The following is a 24,383-nucleotide window of genomic DNA, read 5'->3' as shown; positions in this document are numbered from 1 at the left end:
TCGCAGCCTTCGGCAGCTCCTACAGGGTTTTGTGCAGGGATGAAGATCTAGTGCAGGTTGAGTCTGGCGGCCGCACGTTCGGTGATTTCCGTGCGCAGCTTCAGCGACGGCGCAGCACGCAGGCGGGCTTCAGCGACAATCGCGCTCGGCGCAACGTCCGGGCTGCCTGCGTTAAACGGCGGCGCTGGGGCGTATTCCAGTTGCAACTGAATCAGTTGCGCCGCTTCGGCACCCACCAACTCTTCAGCCAGCACCAAGGCAAAATCAATCCCAGCCGTGATCCCGCCGCCGGTAAACAGGTTGCCGTCACGCACGACCCGATCCTTCACCGCAATCGCGCCGAGCGTTGGCAGCAAATCGTGATAAGCCCAGTGCGTCGTCGCGCGTTTACCTTGCAGCAGACCCGCCGCGCCCAGCACCAGCGAACCAGTGCACACCGACGTCACATAACGCGCCTGGGCCGCCTGGCGTTTGATGAACGCCAGCGTCTGCTCATCCTCCATCAACGGCCCGACGCCGCCTCCGCCCGGTACGCAGATCACGTCCAGATCCGGGCAATCCTCGAACGTTGTGGTCGGCTTCAGCAGCAGGCCGGTGCTGGCAGTGACCGGCATCAGATCCTTCCAGATCAAATGCACCTGCACGTCCGGTAACGACGCGAGCACGTCATAGGGCCCGGTCAGGTCGAGTTGCTGAACCTGCGGAAACAACAGAAAACCGATCTGCAGCGTCATTGTTCTTGCTCCATGAAAAGGGGTGGACGGCTTCACTGTAGGCGCGTAGGTTCTGGCGCATACGCCAATAACCCCACGAATTACGCCAAATGCCCAAAGCCATCCACGTACTCGCGTTCGCCAACATGCAGATCCTCGACGTCACCGGGCCGTTGCAGGTGTTCGCCTCGGCCAACGACCTTGCCCGTCAGCGCGGCTTGCCCATTCCTTATGCGCCGAGCGTGATTGCCAGCGGCGGCGGGGCGGTGATGTCCTCGGCAGGCTTGGCGGTGCTGGCCGAACCCTTGCCGCAGGAACCCAGCGACACATTGATCATCGCCGGTGGCTGGGGCATTTATCCCGCTGCTGAAGATGTGCCGCTGGTGGACTGGGTGCGCGAACACGCGGCGAAATGCCGGCGCGTGGCCTCGGTGTGTACTGGCGCATTTCTGCTGGCGGCGAGTGGCTGGCTCGATGGCCGGCGCGTGGTTACGCACTGGACGCGTTGCGAACAATTGGCGCAGCAGCATCCCAATCTTCAGGTCGAGGCCAATCCGATCTTCATCAACGACGGGCCGGTGTGGACGTCGGCCGGGGTCACCGCCGGTATCGATCTGGCATTGGCGATGGTCGAGGAAGATCTCGGCAGCGACATCGCGCTGGACGTTGCCCGGCATCTGGTGGTGTTCCTCAAGCGCCCGGGCGGGCAGTCGCAGTTCAGCGTGACCTTGTCGCTGCAAAACCAGGGCAACCGTTTTGATGAGCTGCACGCGTGGATCGCCGAAAACCTGACCTGCGATCTTGGCGTGCCGACCCTCGCCGAACAGGCCGGCATGAGCGAACGCAGCTTCGTCCGCCACTACCGCGCCGACACCGGCCAGACCCCGGCGCGGGCGATTGAATTGATCCGGGTCGAGACGGCGCGGCGGCTGTTAAGCGACACCGGGCTGCCGGTTAAACGCATTGCGGCCAATTGCGGATTTGGCAGTGAAGAGACGTTGCGCCGTAGCTTTCTACGGGCGATCGGGGTGACGCCGCAGGCGTATCGGGAGCGGTTTTCGGTCAGTGCTGCAACAGATCCAGTAATGCCTTGAGTGTTTCCTGCGGGGCTTCCTTCGGGTTCAGATAGACTGCGCAGCTTATTCTGCCGACCGACTTCAAGGACGATGCATGTCACGCAAATCGCTGTTTGCTCTGCTGGTACTCATCGGGATGCTGGCCGGTTGCGCTTCGCCGCCACCGTCATTGCCGGACACCCCGCAACGCCGTGAGTTGATGGAGCGCATGTTTGCCAAGTCGACGATCATGCTGTCGCTCAAGGAACTCGACGCACGCGCCGCCGCCGAGCCGGGTGAAGCAAAGCGCCAAGTCTCTGCAGATGAGGCAGTGGCCAGCCATAAGAAACAAATGAATGTCGATCTGCCCGCCGCCTACTGGGCGCAGCGCCGTGCAAACCTTGCGCAACTGATCGATGCCAGGGCCAAGGGCGAGGCCATTGGTCTGGCGGCTTATAAAGAGAAGTACTTCGAGCAATTGTCCCAGGCGCCGACGCCTATGCTCACGGCTCTGGCCGATGCGCCGAGGATGGACGCGCTGCCGGAGTTTGCGCTGGTGCTGCCCAACGATCATCAGCTCAGTTACTTCTACCTGATGACCGTCGCGGATGAGACGTTCTGGGAAATTGAGCAGTTTTACCAGCACATGGCCGATCTGGATGCCCAGTACGGCGTGTGCGCGCTGTACCCGGATTGCTACCGACCGGACTTCCGCACGGCTAAGCCTCGGCTTCCGCCACCTGATTGAAATACTTGCTCCGATCCGGGGTAAACGTCACCCGCATCTTCGTCCGCGAGCACGTCAGCGAGCGCTCTTCACGCAAATCGATATCCAGATTCTCCCCACGCAAACCTTGCCACTGGGCGAGGTATTTCAGCGAGCCGTACTTTTCATTCTTTTTCAGGCTGCGACTGACGCCACCTTTCCAGCCGAGCACCGGCAGTTCGTCGGCGAGGCAGCGTTGGGCGAGGTCGGGGAAACGGGTGGCGCGCTGGCGGCCGATTTCCCAGCATTTGATCAGGCCTTGGTCGGCGGCTTCCCAGAGTTGGCTGCGGGTGAGGCCGCTGCGCAGGGGCAAGTCGATGGCGCGCTGGACGTGGTGGGTCATTCCGGTTCCTTGAATTCGGGTTTTATTGGACAGCTCCGCTGTGCCCGTTGCGGTGGATGGTAGGGGGCGATGTAACAGCTGGCAACAGGGTATTTCAGGGTGTGAGCGCGGGGTGCGGGGGAGGGTGGACGCGGCGGATGTTGAACTCCTGTAGTCCATTGCCATGCGAATTTGTGGCGAGGGGATTTATCCCCGATGGGCTGCGCAGCGGCCCCAAAGTCAGAAAATTCGGTACTTCCGGGGGAATTGGTTGGAGGATTTTGGGGCTGCTTTGCAGCCCATCGGGGATAAATCCCCTCGCCACAGGGGGGTGGTGACACATCATTTTTTGGTGCGTAAGTCCTACAAACGCGGGTGTTTATGGGCAATTTCCTACAACCCCTGGCGAACTTTACGGCTGCCACTCACTCTTTTCCCCACTCAACTTGCGATCCAGAAAACTCGCCGCGCTGATCAACGCCAGATGCGTCAGCGCTTGCGGCGTATTGCCCAGATGCCGGCCATGGCTGTCGAACTCCTCGGCGTATAAACCCAGCGGGTTGGCGTACCTCAGCAATTGCTCGAACTCCAGGTGCGCCTTTTCCACCTGCCCGGCCCGGGCCAGGCATTCGACGTACCAGAACGAGCACGCAGCAAATGCGCCTTCGGTGCCGGACAGCCCGTCAATGTTCGCGTCATCGTTGCGATAGCGGTAAACCATGCCGTCGCGCACCAGATGCTTTTCAATCGCCGCAAGCGTCGACAACCAGCGCGGATCCTTGGCGCTGACAAAGCGCACCAGCGGCATCAGCAGCATCGAACCATCGAGCGCGGTGCCGCCCTTGTACTGGACGAAATGTCCGCGCTCTTCATCCCAGAAGTTGTCCCAGATGTCGGCATAGATCGCCTGTCGTGTCTGATCCCATTGCGCAAACGGCGCCGGCAGCGAGCGTTTTGAGGCCAGACGGATTGCCCGGTCCAGCGCCACCCAGCACATCAATCGTGAATGCAGAAAGTGATGCTGTTCGCCGCGCATTTCCCAGATGCCGACATCAGTCGTCTGCCACGTTTCACAGACTTGATCGACGACTTCGCGCACATGCTTCCAGCCCTCATGGGAAATCGCGTCGCCGTATTTGTTGACCAGATACACCGCGTCCATCAACTCGCCAAAGATGTCGAGCTGGATCTGATCGTAAGCGCCATTGCCGATGCGCACCGGTTTTGCGCCGCCGTGTCCTGACAGGTGATCCAGTTCGGTTTCCGGCAACTCCTGTTGACCGTCGATGGCGTACAAAATGTTTAGCTTCATCGGTTGCCCGTGGCAATCGCTGACCCGCCCGCGCAGCCAGCCCATGTAGGCGTTGGCTTCGCCGACAAACCCCAGGCGCATGAACGCATACACGGTAAATGAGGCGTCGCGAATCCACGTGTAGCGGTAGTCCCAGTTGCGTTCGCCGCCGGGGGTTTCCGGCAGGCCGAAGGTGGCAGCGGCGAGGATCGCGCCGTGTTTGCGCGAGGTCAGTAGCTTGAGGGCGAGGGCCGAGCGATTGACCATTTCTCGCCAGCGTCCGCGATAGATCGACTGGCCGAGCCAGTCACGCCAGAACTTCAGCGTACGGTCCATGCACAGTTGCGCGGCGCCTTCTCCGAAGCGTGGATCGTCCTCGCCACCGAGCAGAAACGCGGCGGTTTGATCCTGCTTCAACGTGAAGGAAGCGACCGCCGCCCCGGTATCAATCTGCAGCGCCTGATCCGAGGTCAGGCGCAATGACGGCTGACCCTCGGCGCTGAAAATCACTGTTTGTTCGTCCATCCGCGCGCGCGTGTCAGCTCGGGCGTAATCGTGGCGCACCGCGCAGCGCACGTGAAACGTCGCCTCGCCGCTGACCACACGCACCCGGCGCATCAGCAGTGGCAAATCATCCTCGCTGTCGCCCACCGGCAGCAGGTCGGTGACTTCAACCACCGCGCGCTCACTCAGCCAACGGGTTTGCAACACATTGGTGTCGGGCAGGTAAATCTGTTCGCGACGGGCGTCGGGCAAGTCCGGTGTGATCTGAAAAATCCCCGCGTCGGGCGTGTCCAGCAACGAACAGAAAATCGACGGACTGTCGAACTCCGGCCAACAGAAAAAATCCACGCTGCCGCGATCGTTGACCAGCGCTGCACTGCGCATGTCACCGATGATGCCGTGGGCGTCGATGGGGCTTTGTCGTTCCAGGTGATGCTCAGCCATTGCCGCGAAACTCCGGATAGAGGCTCATGCCGCCGTCGATGAACAGGGTGGTGCCGACGATGTAATCGGAAGCGTCGGAAGCCAGAAAAACCACCGCGTTGGCGACGTCTTCGGCATCGCCGATGCGGCCGTAGGGAATGAGTTTAAGCAGCTCTTGTTCAGCATCGCCGGTGGTCGCCGAGACATTGATCGGCGTGCGAATCGCCCCCGGTGCGATGCCATTGATGCGAATGCGTTGATGGCTGACTTCCTGCGCGAGGGTCTGCATCAACTGATCGACACCGCCCTTGGACGCTGCGTAATTGACGTGCCCGGCCCAGGGAATGCGCTGGTGCACCGAACTCATGTGAATGATCTTGCCCGCCGCGCGGGAAACGCCTTCACGCGCACCCTGGCGATTGAAAATCCGCAGCGCGGCGCGGGCGCAGAGGAACTGGCCGGTGAGGTTGACGCTGACGACCGCGTTCCAGTCATCCAGCGACATATCCACAGCGGCGGCGTCTTTTTGCAGGCCGGAGTTGGCGATCAGGATGTCCAGCGAGCCGAAGGCGTCGAGGGTCTCGGCGAACAGCCGTTCGACCTGATCTTCTTTCGACACATCGGCACCGATGGCCAGCGCTTGCCCACCGTCGGCGATGATCTGGCGGGCCAGTGCTTCGGCCGGTTCTGCCTGACGGTTGTAGTTGATGACCACGGCGGCGCCGGCAGCGGCGAGGGCTTTGGCGGCGGCGTGGCCGATGCCGGAACTGGCGCCGGTGACCAGTGCGACCTGGCCGGTGAGGGAGATGTGCATGCAGGGTCGCGCCTTGATTGAGGGCTTATTAAGCTGACCGGCGGCCTGCGGTGAGAGTTCAGCTCGAAGATCAAAAGATCGCAGCGTGCCGCAGCTCCTACAGGAGACCGCGTTCCATGTAGGAGCTGCGGCACGCTGCGATCTTTTGATCTACAAGCGCTTCACATTCCACCAACAATTGCGCGCTTCCACGCCTCCCGACGCTATGGCAACGTGGCGGCCCCTGATGAGGCTGCAGTCCATGGCAAACCCCTACCGCGAATTATTCACCGCACCTGGCGCGCGCAATTTTGTCTTGGCCGGGATGATCGCGCGCATGCCGATTTCGATGACCGGCATCGGCGTGATCACCATGCTCTCGCAACTCAAGGGCGGCTATGCGTTGGCCGGTGCTGTGGCGGCGACGTTTGCCCTGGCCACGGCATTCTGCGCGCCGCAGGTGTCGCGCTTGGTCGACCGCTTCGGGCAGGGAAAAATTCTTCCGGTGTCGGCGTTGATCGGCGGTGGCGCGCTGCTGCTGTTGCTGCTGTGTACGCGGTTGCAGGCGCCGACCTGGACGCTGTTTGTTTTTGCCGCGCTGGCCGGTTGCATGCCGAGCATGTCGGCGATGGTGCGCGCACGCTGGACCGAGATCTATCGCGGCCAGCCACAATTGCAGACCGCCTATGCGCTGGAATCGGTGCTCGATGAAGTCTGTTTCATCGTCGGTCCGCCGTTGTCGGTGGGGTTGTGCGTGGCGGTGTTTCCCGAGGCCGGGCCACTGGCGGCGCTGTTGGCGCTGGCGATCGGCGTGACGGCGTTCGTCGCTCAGCGCAGCACCGAGCCTCCCGTGCATCCGCATGCCAGCGAGCACCAAGGCTCGATCATTGGGTCAACGGACGTTCAGTTGCTGCTGGCGCTGATGATCGCCATGGGCATCATCGTTGGCGTGATCGATGTGGTCAGCGTTGCGTTTGCCCAGCAACAGGGGCAACCGGCGGCGGCGAGTATCGTGTTGTCGGTGTACGCGATCGGTTCATGCCTGGCCGGCATCGCCTTCGGTGCGATGCGCTCGAAACTGCCGTTGCCGCAGCTGTTTCTCTACGGCGGCGTGGCGACGGCGGTGACCACGTTACCGCTATTATTGGCGAGCAATATTGTCGGGCTGTCGGTGGCGGTGTTCATCGCCGGGCTGTTTTTTTCGCCGACGTTGATCGTGGCGATGGCATTGATTGAACGTATTGTGCCGCCGGCCAAGTTGACCGAGGGCCTGACCTGGCTGGTGACCGGTTTGAGTATCGGCGTGGCGATTGGCGCTGCCGGCTCCGGCTGGCTGGTAGATGCCTTCGGTGCTCGTAGTGGGTTCTGGCTGGCGATCGCGGCGGGCGCAGTCGTCCTCGGCTCCGCCGTACAAAGCTTCCGCCACCTCAAATAATGCTATCCCTGTAGGAGCTGTCGAGTGAAACGAGGCTGCGATCTTTGATCTTGATCGTTATAAATCAAAAGATCGCAGCCTCGTTTCACTCGACAGCTTCTACAAAGCGGAGGTGGTAGCTGTTTACCAGCCGCGTCCCGAGTTGACCCAGAAGTTTACTGACAGTGAGGTTGAGACCGATTCCACCTGATGGAACCAGCCCTCCGGCAGAAACAACAAATCTCCAGCCTCGAGGGTCACGCGCAAAAACGTCACGTTGCGTGCCGTCGGGAAACGCTGATAGTCCGGCGCATCCGGGTTGAAATCGCAGCCGTCCAGGCCACCCGTCGGTGCGGTCGACCAAGTGCCCAGGGCTTCACGGTGATGCGGCGCGGCGAGGGTGAATTTTTTCTGGCCCCAGACCTGGGCGAACAGATTGTCGGTGTCATCGCGGTGCAGCGGCGTCAACGTACCTTTCGGCCCGATCCAGATGCGCGGCGGGATGAATAACGAGGCGTCGAAGTAGACCGGGTATTTGATCTGCTGCATCAATGCCGCCGGGAGGATGTTGTTGCCCATATACGCCGGTGGCTCACCATCGACACCCTTGACCGCCGGCTGATCCAGCGAGGCTATGAAATCGGCCATTGATGTGGAGCGGAAATCACGCTCGGTGGAAAAGGTTTTCTTCACGTAATCACCGTGACGCGTGATGCCTTGCAACTCGGCAAAATGCACCAGCGATTCTTCGCGGCTGAGTTTGAACAAGGGCCAGTCGTGCAGCGCATCGCTGATCACCACCGGAACGCCGTTGGGCAAGTAACGGCTTTCAAACTCCATCAGTGACATCTCACTGCGTGATCGCCGCTCGACCACGGTTTGCATCGGCAGGCTGGCGGTAATCTTTTCGCTGAAACGCGGCGGGGTCGGATAACGCTTGTTCATGTCGACCTTTTCCACCGCGCCGCCGCCCTGGCGGGCGTGGTCGATGATTTGCGGCAGCAGCGTCGCCAGGCCCATGTTGCCGCCGATTTTCAAGCGCGCGCTGGCGAACAGTTCTTCGACGTTGGCGATGCCGGCCATGATCGCGAGGAAATCGCTCTCGGCGACTTCAATCGTCACATCCGGGCTGGCATGGCAGCCTGCTTCGGTACGAGTGCCTGCGCCGATTTGCGACCAATAGGCCTGCTGAGGGCCAAAGATGAATTGGAAAATGCCTTCGATACCGACGGCATCTGCGTTGGCGAACAATTTGCCCAGAATGCTCTGCAGGTCCACGGTGCTTCCTCTTTATTGGTTTTGTCCTGAACAGTTAACGAGGGCTTGCCGGCGGAAATTACAGCGCACGGACTAATTTACACCCGGGCGCAACCGTTCTCTTCTACAGATAACTTTCGAGGAACGCATGGTGACCAAGCTGACCCTGCTGTGCCTGCCGTACTCCGGCGCCAGTGCCATGGTCTACAGTCGTTGGCGGCCGAAAATGCCGCAATGGTTGCATTTGCAACCGGTGGAGTTGCCGGGTCGCGGAGCGCGTTTCGGCGAGCCGCTGCACACCGATATGCGCGTACTGGCGATGCAGTTGGCCAAGGAGCTGCGCCCGGCTCTCAAAGCGCCTTATGCCTTGTTCGGGCACAGCCTGGGCGCGCTGCTGGCCTGCGAGATGGCCCATGCCTTGCGCGCATTGGGTTGCCCGGAGCCTGTGGCGTTGTTCGCCTCGGGAACCGCGGCGCCGACGATGCGGGCCGACTATGATCGGGGTTTTGCCGAGCCCAAGAGCGACGCAGAGTTGATCGACCAGTTGCGCACTCTCAACGGTACCAGCGAAGAGGTGCTTGCCAATCAGGAGCTGATGAGCCTGACTCTGCCGATCCTGCGGGCTGATTTTCAGTTATGCGGCAAATTCCAGCCGGTGCAGCGACCGCTGCTCAGCTGTCCGGTGCATGTGCTCGGTGGCAAGGCTGACCGCGCCACCACCGAGCAATTGATCGGCTGGAGCAAGGAAACCCGTGGCAGTTTCTCGGTGGACATGCTCGCCGGCGGCCATTTCTTCATCCACGAGCACGAAGCCAAAGTACTCAAGGTGATCAAGGATCAGCTCGACGTGCATCACCGCCGGCACGCCATGGTCGCAACGGCCTGAACACTGCGCGGCGCCCTCGTGCAGGAGTTGCCGCAGGCTGCGATCCTTTGATCCTGGGCTTTCAAACAGGATCAAAAGATCGCAGTCTCGTTTCACTCGTCAGCTCCTGCAGGGGTTGTTTTGACGACAGATAACCCTCGTTATGCCTCCCGCCTGATAGTTGTTCTCAATCGCTAATTTTTCCGCTTTGCATTCGTTTTATAGGGACGACGTGCCTTTGTGCTTCCTGCCTACTGATCCGGATGCTAAGAAATGAATGCTGAAGACTCCTTGAAACTCGCTCGCCGGTTTATCGGGTTGCCCCTGGAAAAGCGCCAGATGTTCCTTGCGGCCTTGCACAAGGAGGGCGTGGATTTCGCCCGGTTCCCGATCCCTGAAGGGGTTGCGGCAGAGGATCGCCAAGCGCTGTCCTACGCGCAACAGCGCATGTGGTTTCTCTGGCAGTTGGACCCACAGAGCGGCGCCTACAACCTGCCGGGCGCGGTGCGCCTGACCGGTCGTCTGAGCCTGGCGGCACTCGAGGCCGCGTTCGCCAGCCTGGTAGCGCGTCATGAAACCCTGCGCACAGTGTTCCAGCGCCAGGCCGATGACAGCCTGCTGCAAGTGCCGGCGCAAGCGCCGCTGATCATCGAACACGTGGATTTCAGTGCATTGCCGAGTGCCGAGCGCGAGCTGGCAGTGGCCGAGGCCGCGCAACAACAGTCGCTGCTGCCGTTCGATCTGGCGGTCGGTCCGCTGTTGCGGGTCAAGCTGCTCAAGCTCGCCGAGCAAGAACACGTGCTGCTGCTGACCTTGCATCACATCGTTTCTGACGGCTGGTCGATGAACGTACTGATCGACGAATTCATTCGTTGCTACGACGCCCATGAAGCCGGTCAGTCGCCGCAGTTGGTGCCCTTGCCGATCCAGTACAGCGACTATGCGCTGTGGCAGCGCCGCTGGCTCGAAGCCGGTGAGCAGACGCGCCAACTGGAATACTGGCAAGCACAACTGGGCAGCGAGCATCCGGTGCTGGAACTGCCGACCGATCACCCGCGACCGGCGATGCCAAGCTACCAGGGCACCCGTTACGAATTCGCCGTCGACTCGGCACTCGCCGAGCAACTGCGCAGCGCGGCCCAACAACACAACATCACCTTGTTCATGTTGCTGCTCGGCGCCTTCAATGTGCTGTTGCATCGTTATACCGGGCAGTCCGATATACGCGTCGGCGTACCGATCGCCAACCGTAACCGTGGTGAGATCGAAGGCTTGATCGGCTTCTTCGTCAACACCCAAGTGTTGCGCAGCGAACTCGATGGCCAGACCCGCGTTGCCGATTTGCTGCGCGCGGTCAAAGAGACCGCGCTCGGCGCCCAGGCTCATCAGGACTTGCCGTTCGAACGACTGGTCGAAGCACTGAAGCTGGAGCGCAGCCTCAGCCATACGCCGCTGTTCCAGGTGATGTACAACCACCAGCCGCAAGTCGCCGACATCAGCACCGTCAGCACCGCCTCTGGCCTGGAGCTGGGGGTGATCGAGTGGCAGGGCCGCACCACTCAGTTCGACTTGACCCTGGATACCTACGAAAAGGCCGGCAAGTTGCACGCCGCGCTGACCTACGCCAACGATCTGTTCGAGCCGCAGACCATCGAGCGCATGGCGCAACACTGGCTCAATCTGCTGCGTGGCATGGTCGAGGGCAGCGCGCAGCGCATCGCTGATCTGCCGTTGCTGGAAGCTGCCGAATATCAACGTATCGTTCATGACTGGAACCGCGTTGACGTCGCCCAGGCAGACGCTGCGTGCATCCATCAATTGATCGAACAACAAGTCGCCGCTCAGCCACAGGCGCAGGCCGTGACCTTCGGCGAGCACGCGTTCAGCTACGCCGACATCGATGTGCGGGCCAATCGCCTGGCGCACAAGCTGATCGAATGCGGCGTCGGCCCGGAAGTGCGCGTCGGCGTGGCCATGCAGCGTTCCGAGCAGTTGTTGGTGGCGCTGTTGGCCGTACTCAAGGCAGGCGGTGCTTACGTGCCGCTGGATCCTGATTACCCGGCCGACCGCGTGGCCTACATGCTTGAAGACAGCCGCGCGAGGGTGCTGTTGACCGAGCAGGCCGTGGCCGCCAACCTCAGCGTCGGTGCCGGCACGCAGGTGTTGTTGCTCGACGACATCGACGCGCAACTGGTCGCTTTCGCGCACACCGCGCCGGTCACCGCCGTTACTGCGGACAACCTTGCCTACGTGATCTACACCTCCGGTTCGACCGGCAAGCCGAAAGGCGTAGCCATCGCGCACCGCAACGTACAGGCGCTCATTGAATGGTCGCGCAGCGTCTACAGCCGCGACGATATTCAAGGGGTGCTGGCCTCGACCTCGGTGTGCTTCGACCTGTCGGTGTGGGAGTTGTTTGTCACCCTGGCCAACGGGGGCTCGCTGGTGATTGCGCGCAATGCGCTTGAGTTGCCACAACTGCCGGCGCGCGATCTAGTTCGCCTGATCAACACCGTGCCATCGGCGATCAATGCCTTGCAGCGTGACAACGCCATTCCGGCCAGCGTGCGCATCATCAATCTGGCGGGTGAGCCGCTGAAACAGAGCCTCGTCGAGGCGCTGTACCAGCAGGCCAGTGTCGAACATGTCTACGACCTGTACGGCCCGTCGGAAGACACCACTTATTCCACCTGGACCCGCCGTGAAGCGGGTGGCGCAGCCAATATTGGCCGGCCATTGACCGGCACCACCAGTTACCTTCTCGACGCGGATCTGCAACCGGTGCCACAAGGCGTTGCCGCCGAGTTGTATCTGGCCGGCGCGGGCATCACTCGCGGTTATCTGGGACGTGCGGCGATGACCGCCGAGAAGTATGTGCCAAATCCGTTCGCCGGCAACGGTGAGCGTCTGTATCGCACCGGCGACCTGACTCGCTACCAGATCGATGGCGCATTGCGATACGTCGGGCGTATCGACCATCAGGTTAAAGTGCGCGGTTTCCGTATTGAACTCGGCGAAATCGAAGCACGCCTGTTGCAGCAAGATGAAGTCCGCGAGCTGGCGGTGCTGGCACAGGAAGGCGCCAGCGGTCAGCAACTGGTGGCGTACATTGTGCCGAGTGACGTCAGCGTGCTGGCGGCCGACGCCGATGCCCAGGCGAGCCTGCGCGAAACGCTGAAAGCGGCACTGCGTCAGCATCTGCCCGATTACATGGTGCCGGCGTACCTGCTGTTCCTTGAGCAGTTGCCGCTGACCCCTAACGGTAAACTCGATCGCAAGGCCTTGCCGGCGGTCGATGGCAGCCAGCAGCAGCGCGAACACGTTGCGCCGCGCAGCGCCATGGAAAAGGCCTTGGCGGCGATCTGGCAGGACGTGTTGTCGATTGATAACGTCGGCCTCGAAGACAACTTCTTCGAACTGGGCGGCGACTCCATCGTCTCGATGCAAGTGGTCAGCCGCGCACGTCAGGCCGGGATCGTGCTCAGCCCCAAAGAACTGTTCCAGTACCAGACCGTCCGTAGCCTGGCGCAAGTCGCCCGACGGGGTGAACAGAACCTCATCGATCAAGGCCCTGCCGTCGGCGCGGTGGCGTTGGCACCGGTGCAACAGTGGTTCTTCGAACAAGCCATCCCGCAGCGTCAGCACTGGAACCAGTCGTTGCTGCTGCAACCGCAGCAAGCCATCGATGCGTCGGCGCTTGATCGCGCACTGAAGCAATTGCTCAGTCATCACGACGGTCTGCGTCTGCGTTTCGAGCATCAGGCCGATGGCTGGCAGCAGGCATACGCAGCTGTTTCCGAGCAGTCGGTGCTGTGGCAGCGCGATGCGCAGTCGCTTGAACAACTCAATGCGCTGTGTGATGAAGCGCAGCGCAGTCTGGATCTGAGCAATGGGCCATTGTTGCGCGCATTGCTGGTGAGCCTGGCTGACGGCACTCAACGTGTGTTGCTGGTGGCCCATCACTTGGTCATCGACGGTGTGTCGTGGCGCGTGTTGCTGGAAGATCTGCAGCAGGCGTACACCGACACTGTGAAGGGCTCGGTGGCGACGTTGCCGGGCAAGACCAGCTCGTACCAGCACTGGGTCGCACGCTTGCAGGAACATCTGCCAGCCTTCACTGAAAGCCTTGATTACTGGCAGGCGCAACTGCGCGATACGGCGGGTGGCGAGTTGCCGTGCGAGCGTTCGGAGGGCGCCCTGGAAAACCGCTTCGAGCAAAAAATCGAGCTGAAACTCGACGCCGAACAAACCCGCAAACTACTGCAGCAGGCGCCGGCGGCGTATCGCACTCAGGTCAACGATCTGCTGCTGACCGCGCTCGCCCGCGTGGTGTGTCGCTGGAGCGGCCAGGCCAGCACCCTGATTCAACTGGAAGGGCACGGCCGTGAAGACCTGTTCGCCGACATCGACCTGACCCGCACGCTGGGCTGGTTCACCAGCCTGTTCCCGGTCAACCTGATGCCGACGGACAGCCTCGGCGCGTCGATCAAAGCCATCAAGGAACAACTGCGCGCCGTACCGCATAAAGGCTTGAGCTATGGTGCCCTGCGTTACCTTGGCGATGCAGCGACTGCCGCGACATTGGCGGGCGAGGCGAAGCCGCGTATCACCTTCAACTACCTCGGTCAGTTCGACCGTCAATTCGATGAGTCGGCATTGTTCGTGCCGTCCAGCGAAGGCAGCGGCGCGGCGCAGGACGCGTCGGCGCCACTGGCCAACTGGTTGACTGTCGAAGGGCAGGTGTACGGTGGCGAGCTGTCGATGAATTGGGGTTTCAGCAGCCAGATGTTCGACACGGCGACCGTGCAACAACTGGCCGATCAATACGCCGTCGAGCTGAATGCACTGATCGACCATTGCTGCACGCTGCAAGCGCCGCAAGCGACGCCGTCGGACTTCCCGCTGGCACAGATTACTCAGGCGCAGCTCGATGGCTTGCCAGTGCCGGCCGGCCAGCTCGACGACCTCTATCCGCTGTCGCCCATGCAGCAGGGCTTGCTGTTCCACACCCTGTACGAGCAGGCGGCAGGCGAATACATCAACCAGTTGCGTGTCGACGTGCAGGGTATCGACCCACAGCGTTTCCGTGATGCCTGGCAAGCCACTGTCGATGCCCAGGACATTCTGCGCAGCGGTTTTGTCTGGCAGGGTGAGCTGGCGCAACCACTGCAGATCGTCCACAAACACTTGCAGTTGCCGTTTACCGCACTCGACTGGCGCGAGCGTGACGATCAACCGCAAGCCCTCGCAGCGCTGGCTGAGGCCGAGCGTCAGCAGGGCTTTGATCTGACCTGTGCACCGTTGCTGCGTCTGGTGCTGGTGCAGACCGGCGCCGAGCAATGGCACCTGATTTACACCCATCACCACATCCTCATGGACGGCTGGAGCAACTCGCAGTTGCTCGGCGAAGTGTTGCAGCGCTACAGCGGCCGCATTCCAGCCAATGCCGGTGGGCGTTATCGTGATTACATTGGCTGGCTGCAACGCCAGGACGGGCAACTGAGCCACGACTTCTGGAACGCACAACTGGCCGCCCTGCAAGAGCCGACCCGACTGGCTCGCGTGGCCTCGGGCAGCGACAGCCAGAGCGGTCACGCTGATCACTTCGTGACCCTCGACGTGTCGCGCACCCAGGCGCTGGAAGCGTTTGCCCGTCAGCAGAAAGTCACCGTCAACACCTTGGTGCAAGCGGCATGGCTGCTGTTGCTGCAACGCTACACCGGCCATGAAACCGTGGCGTTCGGCGCGACTGTGGCCGGGCGTCCGGCGGACCTGCCGGGCATCGAGCATCAGGTCGGTCTGTTCATCAACACCTTGCCGGTGATCGGAGCACCGCGTCCGGATCAATCTGTCGGCCAATGGCTGCAAGCGGTGCAGGCGCAAAACCTCAGCCTGCGCGATTTCGAGCACACGCCGCTGGCGGACATTCAGCGTTGGGCCGGGCAGGGCGGTGAAGCGCTCTTCGACAACATTCTGGTGTTCGAGAACTATCCGATTGCCCAGGCCCTGCAACAAGGTGCCGAGCAAGGCGTGGTGTTTGGTGACGTCAGCAACCTTGAGCAGACGCACTATGCGTTGAGCGTCGCCGTGACCCTCGGCCAGCAACTGGCGTTGCACTACAGCTTCGACCGTGGCCACTTCGCCCACGCCGCCATCGAAGGCATCAGCGCTCACTTGCTGCAATTGCTCGAACAGTTTGCCGTCTCGGCGGAACGCCACATCGGCGAAATCGCCCTGGCCAGCGCGGATGAGCATGCGCGTCAACAAGCGCAAAACCACCCGCAACCGTACCCGACCGACATCAGCGTGCATCAGCGCATCGCTGCATTGGCAGGCGAACGTGCGCAGCGCACAGCAGTGATTTTCAACGGTCAGCACTTCAGTTACGGCGAGATCGATCAGCGCGCCAACCAACTGGCTCACGCATTGATTGCCCGTGGGGTCGGCGCGGAAACCCGCGTCGGCGTGGCGTTGCCGCGTAGCGAGGCGGTGATCGTCGCGCTGCTGGCCGTGCTCAAGGCGGGCGGTGCCTACGTGCCGCTGGACACCAGTTATCCGCGTGAGCGCCTGGCTTACCTGATTGAAGATTCCGGGCTGGCACTGCTGATCAGTGATTCTTCGGTGTCGGCGCAGTTGCCGGTCGATGAGTCGGTGCCGTTGCTGGAACTCGACCGCCTCGATCTGCGTGAATTGCCGATCAAGGCGCCGCAGGTGCACATCGACCCGCACAACCTTGCCTACGTGATCTATACCTCCGGTTCCACCGGTAACCCCAAAGGCGTCAGCGTCGCCCACGGCCCATTGGCGATGCACTGCCAGGCCATCGGTGAACGTTATGAAATGCGCGACAGCGACTGCGAGTTCCACTTCATGTCGTTCGCCTTCGACGGTGCCCACGAACGCTGGTTGACCAGCCTGACGCATGGCGCGTCGCTGCTGATTCGCGACGACAGCCTGTGGACGCCGGAGCAGACCTACAATGCCATGCGCGAGCACGGCGTGACGGTTGTGGCGTTCCCGCCGGTGTACCTGCAACAACTGGCCGAACACGCCGAGCGTGAAGGCAACCCGCCGAAAGTGCGCATCTATTGCTTCGGCGGTGATGCGGTGCCGAATGCGAGTTTCGAGCGAGTCAAACGTGCGCTCGATCCGGACTACATCATCAACGGCTATGGCCCGACCGAAACCGTGGTCACGCCGCTGATCTGGAAGGCCGGACGCGAAGTACCGTGCGGTGCCGCCTACGCGCCAATCGGCAGCCGTATCGGTGATCGCAGCGCGTACGTGCTCGACACCGACTTGAACCTGTTGCCACAAGGCATGGCCGGTGAGTTGTACCTGGGCGGCAGCGGTCTGGCGCGGGGGTATTTGAACCGTCCGGGGCTGACGGCCGAGCGTTTTGTCGCCGACCCGTTCAGCGCTGCGGGCGGCTTGCTCTATCGCACCGGCGACCTGGTGCGACAGCGCGCCGACGGTACGTTCGACTATCTGGATCGCATTGACAATCAGGTGAAAATTCGCGGCTTCCGCATCGAGTTGGGCGAAGTCGAAGCGGCCCTGCAAGCCCTTGACGGTGTGCGTGAAGCGGTGGTGGTGGCGCAGGAAGGCAGTGCCGGCAGCGGCAAGCGTCTGGTCGCCTATGTGGTAGGCGATTCGGCCCGTACCGACTTTACCGAAGACCTGCGCGAGCAGCTCAAGGCCTCGCTGCCCGCGCACATGGTGCCGGCGTATGTGCTGTGTCTGGAGCGCATGCCGCTGACGCCGAACGGCAAACTGGATCGCAAGAACCTGCCGAAACCGGATGTCAGCCAACTGCAGCAGGCCTATGTCGCCCCGCAAACGACGCTGGAGCAACAACTGGCGACGATCTGGCAAGACGTGCTCAAACTGGAGCAGGTTGGCGCGAGCGACAACTTCTTCGAGTTGGGCGGCGATTCGATCATTTCCATTCAAGTGGTCAGCCGTGCGCGGCAGGCCGGCATCCGCTTCACGCCCAAAGACCTGTTCCAGCACCAGACCATTGCGGCGCTGGCCACGGTCGCCCGGGTTGGCGAGCATGTGCAGGCAATTGATCAAGGGCCGGTGACGGGTGAACTGGCGCTGTTGCCGGTGCAGCAGGCGTTCTTCGCGCAGGCAATCCCCGAGCGTCAGCACTGGAACCAGGCGGTGATGCTCAAGCCAACGCAGCCTTTGCAAGCCGAGGCGCTGGAACAGGCCTTGGCGGCGCTCGTCGCCCATCACGATGGTTTGCGCCTGAGCTTCGTCGAGCAGGCCGATGGCTGGCACGCTGAATATCGCGGCCTTGCCAGTCACAACGATCAGTTGCTGTGGCATGTCGATGTGGCTGATGCGACTGCGCTCGAAGCGGTGGCCAACCAGGCACAACGCAGCCTCGACCTGCAGGACGGACCGCTGCTGCGTGCGGTGCTGGCGAATCTCGCCGATGGCACTCAGCGCCTGTTGCTGGCGATCCATCACCTGGTGGTGGACGGCGTGTCGTGGCGAATTCTGTTCGACGATCTGCAACTGGCTTACCGCCAGATCGCCGCTGGCGAGCCGCTGCAACTGCCGGCGAAAACCAGCGCCGCCAAGGCCTGGGCCGAGCACCTGCAACAGCGCGCCCGCAGCGCTGAAATGCGCACCGAACTGGCGTACTGGCAAGACCAGTTGCAGGGCGTCGATGTGGCTTTGCCGCTGGACAATGCCGACGGCGGCCTGCAAAACAAACAGGCGCGCACAGTACGCACCCGTCTGAACAAAACCCTGACCCGGCAGTTGCTGCAAGACGCGCCGGTGGCTTATCGCACCCAGGTCAATGACCTGCTGCTGACTGCACTGGCCCGCGTCATGGTGCGCTGGACCGGGACTGACAGCGCGCTGATTCAACTCGAAGGCCACGGTCGTGAAGAGCTGTTCGACGGCGTCGATCTGACCCGCACGGTGGGTTGGTTCACCAGCCTGTACCCGGCAAAACTGACCCCGGTAGCCGACCTCGGCGGCTCGCTGAAACAGATCAAGGAACAACTGCGCGCTATCCCCGACAAGGGCATTGGTTTTGGCGCACTGGCCTGGCTCGGTGAGGCGGCTGATCGCGCCGCCCTCGCGCAATTGCCGGTGCCGCGCCTGACCTTCAACTACCTCGGTCAATTCGACGGCAGCTTCACCGAAGCGGATGGCGCGCTGTTCGTGCCCTCCAGCGATCCTGCCGGCGATGAGCTGGACGCCGATGCGCCGCTGGCCAACCACCTGGCACTTAACGGTCAGGTGTACGGCGGCGAATTGAATCTGGGCTGGACGTTCAGCCACGAAATGTTCAACGAGGCGACCATTCAAGGGCTGGCCGACGATTACGCGCAGGAGCTGCAAGCGCTGATCGACCATTGCTGCCAGGCCGGCAACCATGGTGTGACGCCGTCGGACTTCCCGCTGGCGCGCTTGAGCCAGGCACAGCTGGATGGCCTGCCGCTGGCCGCGCAACTGATCGACGATGTCTATCCGTTGTCGCCGATGCAGCAAGGCATGCTGTTCCATGCGGTCTACGAAGAATCCACCGGCAATTACATCAACCAGATGCGTCTGGACGTCGAAGGCCTTGATCCGGAGCGCTTCCATCAGGCCTGGCAAGCGGCCGTGGAGGCTCATGACATTCTGCGCACGCGGTTTGTCTGGCAGGGCGAGCTGGATGCGCCGGTGCAAGTGGTCAGCAAGCACGCAATGATGCCTTACAGCCTGCACGACTGGCGCGCGCAACCGCAGCTCGAACAGTCCTTGCAAACCCTGGCCGACGCCGAGCGGCAGAGCCTGGACCTGAATGCGTCGAGCCTGTTGCGTCTGGTGATTGTGCGCATCGATGATCAGCGCCATCACCTGATCTACACCAACCACCACATTCTCATGGACGGCTGGAGCAACTCGCAATTGCTCGGCGAAGTACTGCAACGCTACAGCGCTCGCTTCAGCGCCACGCAGGGCGGTCGTTACCGCGACTACATCGGCTGGTTGCAACGTCAGGATGCCTCGGCCAGCGAAGCCTTCTGGCTGCCGGCCCTGCGCTCGCTCGACGAGCCAACCCGTCTGGCTCACGCCATCGCCCGGCCAAAAAATGCTCCGGCCATTGCGGGTTACGGCGACCATTATCGAGTGCTGGATGCTGTGCAGACCGCGCGTCTGGGCGAGTTTGCCCGTGCATCGAAAGTCACCGTCAACACGCTGGTGCAGGCGGCGTGGCTGCTGTTGCTGCAACGCTACACGGGCAAGGCCAGTGTTGCCTTTGGTGCCACAGTCGCCGGGCGTCCGGCGGACTTGCCGGGTGTCGAGCAACAGATCGGCCTGTTCATCAACACCTTGCCGGTGATCGCCAGCCCGCGTCCGGAACAGACCCTCGACAGCTGGTTGCAAGCGGTGCAGGCACAGAACCTCGCGCTGCGTGAGTTCGAGCACACCGCGCTGTTCGATATTCAGCGTTGGGCCGGGCAGGGTGGCGAAGCGCTGTTTGACAACATTCTTGTGTTCGAGAACTACCCGATTGCTCAGGCACTGGAGCAGGGAGCACCGCAAGGCCTGCGTTTCGGCCCGGTGGCCAACCATGAGCAGACCAACTACCCGCTGACCCTCGGTGTGAGCCTGGAAGCCACGCTGCAAGTGCACTACAGCTTTGACCGCGAGCATTTTGCCGACGCCACCGTCGAGCAACTGGCGGCGCAGTTGAGTCACCTGCTGACGCAAATGGCCGACGGTGCAGATCAGCGCTGCCTCGGCGAACTGCAACTGCTCGACCGTGCCGCACGGGATCTGGCGCTCAGCGATTGGGGGCATTGCGCCGGGCACTACCCGAGCGCGCTCAACGTGCATCAGTTGTTCGAGCAGCAGGTGCAACGCGCGCCGGGTCAGGTCGCGCTGTACTTCGCCGAACAGCGCCTGACCTACGCCGAACTCAACCAGCAGGCCAATCGCCTGGCCCACACCCTGCGTCAGCGCGGGGTCGGCCCGGATGTGCTGGTGGGGATCGCCGTCGAGCGTTCGCTGGACATGATCGTCAGCTTGCTCGCGGTGCTCAAGGCCGGTGGCGCGTATGTGCCGCTGGACCCGCAATACCCGACGGATCGCCTGACCTGCATGATCGAAGACAGCGGCCTGCTGCTGTTGCTCAGCCAGAGCCATCTGCTGGAGCGCTTGCCGCAGGTCGACGGCGTTGAAGTGTTGTGTGTGGATCGTCAACCGGCCCAGGCGCTCAGCGCTGATCTGCCGAACCTGACCCTCGCCGATAACCTCGCGTATGTAATGTTCACCTCCGGCTCTACCGGACGTCCGAAGGGCGTCGGGATCAATCAGGCGTCGCTGACCAAGCACGCTTACGTGACCCTCGACCTGATGGCTTTGAGCGCCGAGGATTGCGTCCTGCAATTCTCCACGTTCAACTTCGACGGTTTCGTCGAGCAGCTTTACCCGGCGCTGATCTGCGGCGCCTCGGTGGTACTGCGCGGCACGGAAATCTGGGACAGCGAAACCCTCTACCGCGAGATGCTCGACAAGCGCATCAGCGTGATCGACCTGACCACCGCCTACTGGGGCATGCTGGCCAAGGACTTCGCTGAAGTCGGCCCGCGTGATTACGGCGTGCTGCGTCAGGTGCATGCCGGTGGTGAAGCGATGCCACCGGAAGGCATGGCGGCCTGGAACAAGGCCGGTCTGGCCCACGTGCGTCTGCTCAATACCTACGGCCCGACCGAAGCCACGGTGACCGCGACCTCGCTTGACTGTGGTGACTACGTGACCGGCGCCGAGCCTACGCCGGCGACCTTGCCGATCGGTTCGGCGCTGCCGGGGCGTTCGATCTACCTGCTGGACATCGCCGGGCAACCGGTGCCGGTCGGCGCGGTGGGTGAACTGATGATCGGTGGTGAGTTGCTGGCGCGGGGTTACTTCAACCGTCCGGACCTGAGTGCCGAGCGCTTCATGCCCGATCCGTTCTCGGCGCAACCGGGTGCGCGCCTGTACCGTACCGGTGACCTCGCACGTTTCCGGGCCGACGGGGTGATCGAGTACATCGGTCGGGTCGACCATCAAGTGAAAATTCGCGGTTTCCGTATCGAACTGGGTGAAATCGAGGCGCGTCTGCTCGACGCCGACCGCGTGCGCGAAACCCTGGTGATGGCGGTGGCCGGACCGAGCGGTCAGCAACTGGTGGCCTACGTGGTGCCGAGCGCAGCCGAAGAGGTCATGGCCGACAACGACCTGCAAGGCGAATTGCGCCGCGAGTTGCGCGAGCAATTGCAGCGGACCCTGCCGGATTACATGGTGCCGACGCACTTGTTATTCCTGGCGAAGATGCCGTTGTCGCCCAACGGTAAACTGGACCGTCACGCGTTGCCGAAACCCGATGCGGCGCTGGCGCAACAGGATTACCTCGCCGCCGGCAATGCCACTGAACAGAAACTGGTCGATATCTGGCAAGCGGTGCTGGGGCTGGCGCAAGTCGGTGTCACCGACAACTTCTTTGAATTGGGCGGTGACTCCATCGTTTCGATTCAAGTGGTCAGCCGCGCCCGTCAGGCCGGCATTCATTTCAGCCCGAAAGACCTGTTCCAGCACCAGACCGTGCAAGGTCTGGCCGCGGTAGCGCGGATGGGTGAAGGCGGCTTTGTCATCGACCAGAAACCGGTCGTTGGTGCGTCACCACTGCTGCCGGCGCAGTTACAGTTCTTTGAAGAGGAGGTCGCCGAGCCCCATCACTGGAACCAGTCGGTATTGCTCAAGACCTCTCGTACGCTGGATGCAGCGCACCTGAAGGCGGCGCTTAACGCGCTGATCGAGCATCACGACGCACTGCGTCTGTCGTTCGCCCATGTGGACGGTCAGTGGCTGGCCGAGCATCAAGCCGTGGGCGCGCCAGCGCAGGATTTGCTGTGGCAGAGCAACGTGGCCGATGCCGCCGAACTCGAAGCGCTGGGGCTCGAAGCGCAACGCAGTCTGGCCCTTGGTGGACCGTTGCTGCGCGCAGTATTGGCAACCCTGGCCGACGGCACTCAGCGTGTGTTGCTGGTGATCCATCACTTGGTGATCGACGGTGTGTCGTGGCGCATCCTGCTGGAAGACCTGCAAGGGCTCTACCAGCAAATCAGCAGCGGCCAGATCGCCAAGCTGCCGGCCAAGACCAGTGCATTCAAGGCCTGGGCCGAGCACCTGCACGCTTATGCCGCCAGCGAAACCCTGTTGGCCGAACAACCGTACTGGCTCGCTCAACTGCACGACGTGTCCAGCCAGTTGCCGGTGGATCACGCCGATGGCAACTTGCAGAGCCGTTATGAATTCACGGTACAAACCCGTCTCGACGCCGAGCTGACCCGTCAATTGCTGCAAGACGCTCCAGCGGCCTACCGCACCCAGGTCAACGATCTGTTGCTGACGGCACTGGCCCGCGTCATCAGCCGTTGGACTGGCCAGGCTTCGACGCTGATTCAACTCGAAGGCCACGGCCGCGAAGACCTCTTCGCCGACATCGATTTGAGCCGCAGCGTCGGCTGGTTCACCAGCCTGTTCCCGGTCAAGCTGACCGCCAGTGCCGAGCTGGATGCATCACTCAAGGCCATCAAGGAGCAACTGCGGGCGATTCCGCACAAGGGCATCGGCTTCGGCGTGTTGCGTTACTTGGGCAATGACGCGGTGCGCGGTGCGCTGCAAGCGCTGGCGCAGCCGGCGATCACCTTCAACTACCTCGGTCAGTTCGACAGCAGCTTCGACGAAGGTCAGGCGACATTGTTCTCGCCCTCCAGCGAAGCCCGTGGCGCCGAACAAAGCCTCGACGCCTTGCTCAGTAGCGCGTTGACCCTCAACGGTGGCATTTACGGGGGCGAGTTCAGCCTCGGCTGGACCTTCAGCGAGCGCATGTTCAAACGCAGCACCGTGCAGGCCCTGGCTGATGATTACGCGCAGGAACTGGCGGCGCTGATCGAACATTGCTGCCGCACCGACGTGCACGGCGTGACGCCGTCAGACTTCCCGCTGGCGCCGCTGAGCCAGGCGCAACTCGATGCCCTGACACTGCCAGCGGCTTTGATCGAAGACATCTACCCGCTGTCGCCAATGCAGCAGGGCATGCTGTTCCACACCCTTTACGAAGAAGAGGCGGGCGACTACATAAACCAGACCCGTGCCGATGTCGCGGGGCTGGATGTCGAGCGTTTCCGCGCGGCGTGGCAAGCAGCCTTGCAGGCCCACGACGTACTGCGCAGTGGTTTCCTCTGGCAGGGCGAGCGCCCGGTACAAGTGGTGCACAAACAGGTTGAACTGCCATTCAGCGTGCAGGACTGGCGTGGTCGTCGTGATTATCAGGCCGATCTCGACGCACTGGCTGCGCAAGAGCGCAAACAGGGCTTCGAACTGACCGCCGCACCGTTGCTGCGCCTGACGCTGGTGCGTGTCGAGGACGATCGCTATCACCTGATCTACACCAACCATCACATTCTGATGGACGGCTGGGGCAACTCGCAGCTGATGGGTGAAGTGCTGCACCGCTACAGCGGCCAGCCGCTGGCGCCATCGGTGGGTCGTTATCGCGATTACATCGCCTGGCTGCAACGCCAGGACGCGGTGGTCAGTGAAACCTTCTGGAAAGCCCAACTGGCCGATCTGCAAGAGCCGACCCGCCTGACCCAGGCCATCGCGCGTCGCGACGACCTGATCGAGCTGTTCGGTTACGCCGACCATCAACGGGTGATGAATGCGGCCGCCACCCAACAGTTGGCCGAGTTTGCCCGCGAGCAGAAAGTCACTCTCAACACCTTGGTGCAAGCCGCGTGGCTGTTGCTGTTGCAACGCTACAGCGGTCAGCACACCGTGGCGTTCGGTGCCACCGTGGCGGGGCGTCCGGCGGATCTGCAAGGCATCGAGCAACAGATCGGTCTGTTCATCAACACGCTGCCGGTGATCGGCAGCCCACGCGATGAGCAGAGCGTCGGCCAGTGGCTGCACACCGTGCAGA

At 62.2% G+C, this 24,383-nt stretch carries 10 protein-coding genes (1 of these 10 running past the window's edge); 5 read left to right on the top strand and 5 right to left on the bottom strand.

Annotated elements, in window-relative coordinates; genetic code table 11:
• Positions 1-47 precede the first annotated feature (47 nt).
• Positions 48-734 carry an isonitrile hydratase gene (gene inhA / locus ACZZ0B_RS16510; RefSeq protein ID WP_463545791.1) on the bottom strand — a complete coding sequence of 229 codons (687 nt, stop codon included), beginning with the start codon at positions 732-734 and terminating at the stop codon, positions 48-50.
• 89 nt (positions 735-823) lie between these two features.
• On the opposite strand from inhA, the gene ACZZ0B_RS16505 reads away from it, so the two are divergent.
• Positions 824-1,807 carry a GlxA family transcriptional regulator gene (locus tag ACZZ0B_RS16505; protein WP_158834628.1) on the top strand — a complete coding sequence of 328 codons (984 nt, stop codon included), beginning with the start codon at positions 824-826 and terminating at the stop codon, positions 1,805-1,807.
• Positions 1,808-1,883: 76 nt separating this feature from the next.
• Positions 1,884-2,516 carry a hypothetical protein gene (locus tag ACZZ0B_RS16500; RefSeq protein WP_463545790.1) on the top strand — a complete coding sequence of 211 codons (633 nt, stop codon included), beginning with the start codon at positions 1,884-1,886 and terminating at the stop codon, positions 2,514-2,516.
• Here the strand turns inward: ACZZ0B_RS16500 and ACZZ0B_RS16495 are convergent.
• The 3 genes from ACZZ0B_RS16495 to ACZZ0B_RS16485 all read right to left on the bottom strand — a co-directional run bounded on the left by ACZZ0B_RS16495 (position 2,488) and on the right by ACZZ0B_RS16485 (position 5,888).
• Positions 2,488-2,877, bottom strand: coding sequence for a hypothetical protein (locus tag ACZZ0B_RS16495; protein WP_008081752.1), 390 nt, complete (start codon positions 2,875-2,877; stop codon positions 2,488-2,490). The two genes, ACZZ0B_RS16500 and ACZZ0B_RS16495, sit on opposite strands and share 29 nt — an antisense overlap.
• 391 nt (positions 2,878-3,268) lie before the next feature.
• On the bottom strand, positions 3,269-5,095 hold the full coding sequence (locus ACZZ0B_RS16490; RefSeq protein WP_463545789.1) for a glycoside hydrolase family 15 protein: 1,827 nt from the start codon (positions 5,093-5,095) through the stop codon (positions 3,269-3,271).
• Positions 5,088-5,888 (bottom strand): glucose 1-dehydrogenase, encoded by an 801-nt coding sequence (locus ACZZ0B_RS16485; RefSeq protein ID WP_463545788.1) that lies wholly within the window; start codon positions 5,886-5,888, stop codon positions 5,088-5,090. Before ACZZ0B_RS16485 ends, ACZZ0B_RS16490 begins: the two co-directional genes overlap by 8 nt.
• A 241-nt stretch (positions 5,889-6,129) precedes the next feature.
• Here ACZZ0B_RS16485 and ACZZ0B_RS16480 point away from each other — a divergent pair, with 241 nt between their 5' ends.
• Positions 6,130-7,302 carry an MFS transporter gene (locus ACZZ0B_RS16480; RefSeq protein WP_008081747.1) on the top strand — a complete coding sequence of 391 codons (1,173 nt, stop codon included), beginning with the start codon at positions 6,130-6,132 and terminating at the stop codon, positions 7,300-7,302.
• A gap of 123 nt (positions 7,303-7,425) precedes the next feature.
• Here the strand turns inward: ACZZ0B_RS16480 and ACZZ0B_RS16475 are convergent, their stop codons facing one another.
• Positions 7,426-8,559 carry a cupin-like domain-containing protein gene (locus ACZZ0B_RS16475; protein WP_463545787.1) on the bottom strand — a complete coding sequence of 378 codons (1,134 nt, stop codon included), beginning with the start codon at positions 8,557-8,559 and terminating at the stop codon, positions 7,426-7,428.
• Positions 8,560-8,686: 127 nt separating this feature from the next.
• Here ACZZ0B_RS16475 and ACZZ0B_RS16470 point away from each other — a divergent pair, with 127 nt between their 5' ends.
• Together ACZZ0B_RS16470 and ACZZ0B_RS16465 are read left to right on the top strand one after the other, a co-directional pair.
• Positions 8,687-9,424, top strand: a complete 738-nt coding sequence (locus ACZZ0B_RS16470; RefSeq protein WP_008081743.1) for a thioesterase II family protein — start codon at positions 8,687-8,689, stop codon at positions 9,422-9,424.
• Positions 9,425-9,676: 252 nt separating this feature from the next.
• On the top strand, positions 9,677-24,383 hold the 5' portion of the coding sequence (locus tag ACZZ0B_RS16465) for a non-ribosomal peptide synthase/polyketide synthase (RefSeq protein ID WP_463545786.1). It continues 2,258 nt past the right edge of the window; 14,707 of the gene's 16,965 nt are visible here — the first part of the coding sequence; its start codon is at positions 9,677-9,679; its stop codon lies beyond the right edge, outside the window.

It is taken from the genome of Pseudomonas sp. AC247 (assembly GCF_979258015.1).
Note: the sequence above shows the minus strand (reverse complement) of the source record. Positions and strands in the feature narration are given on the sequence as shown.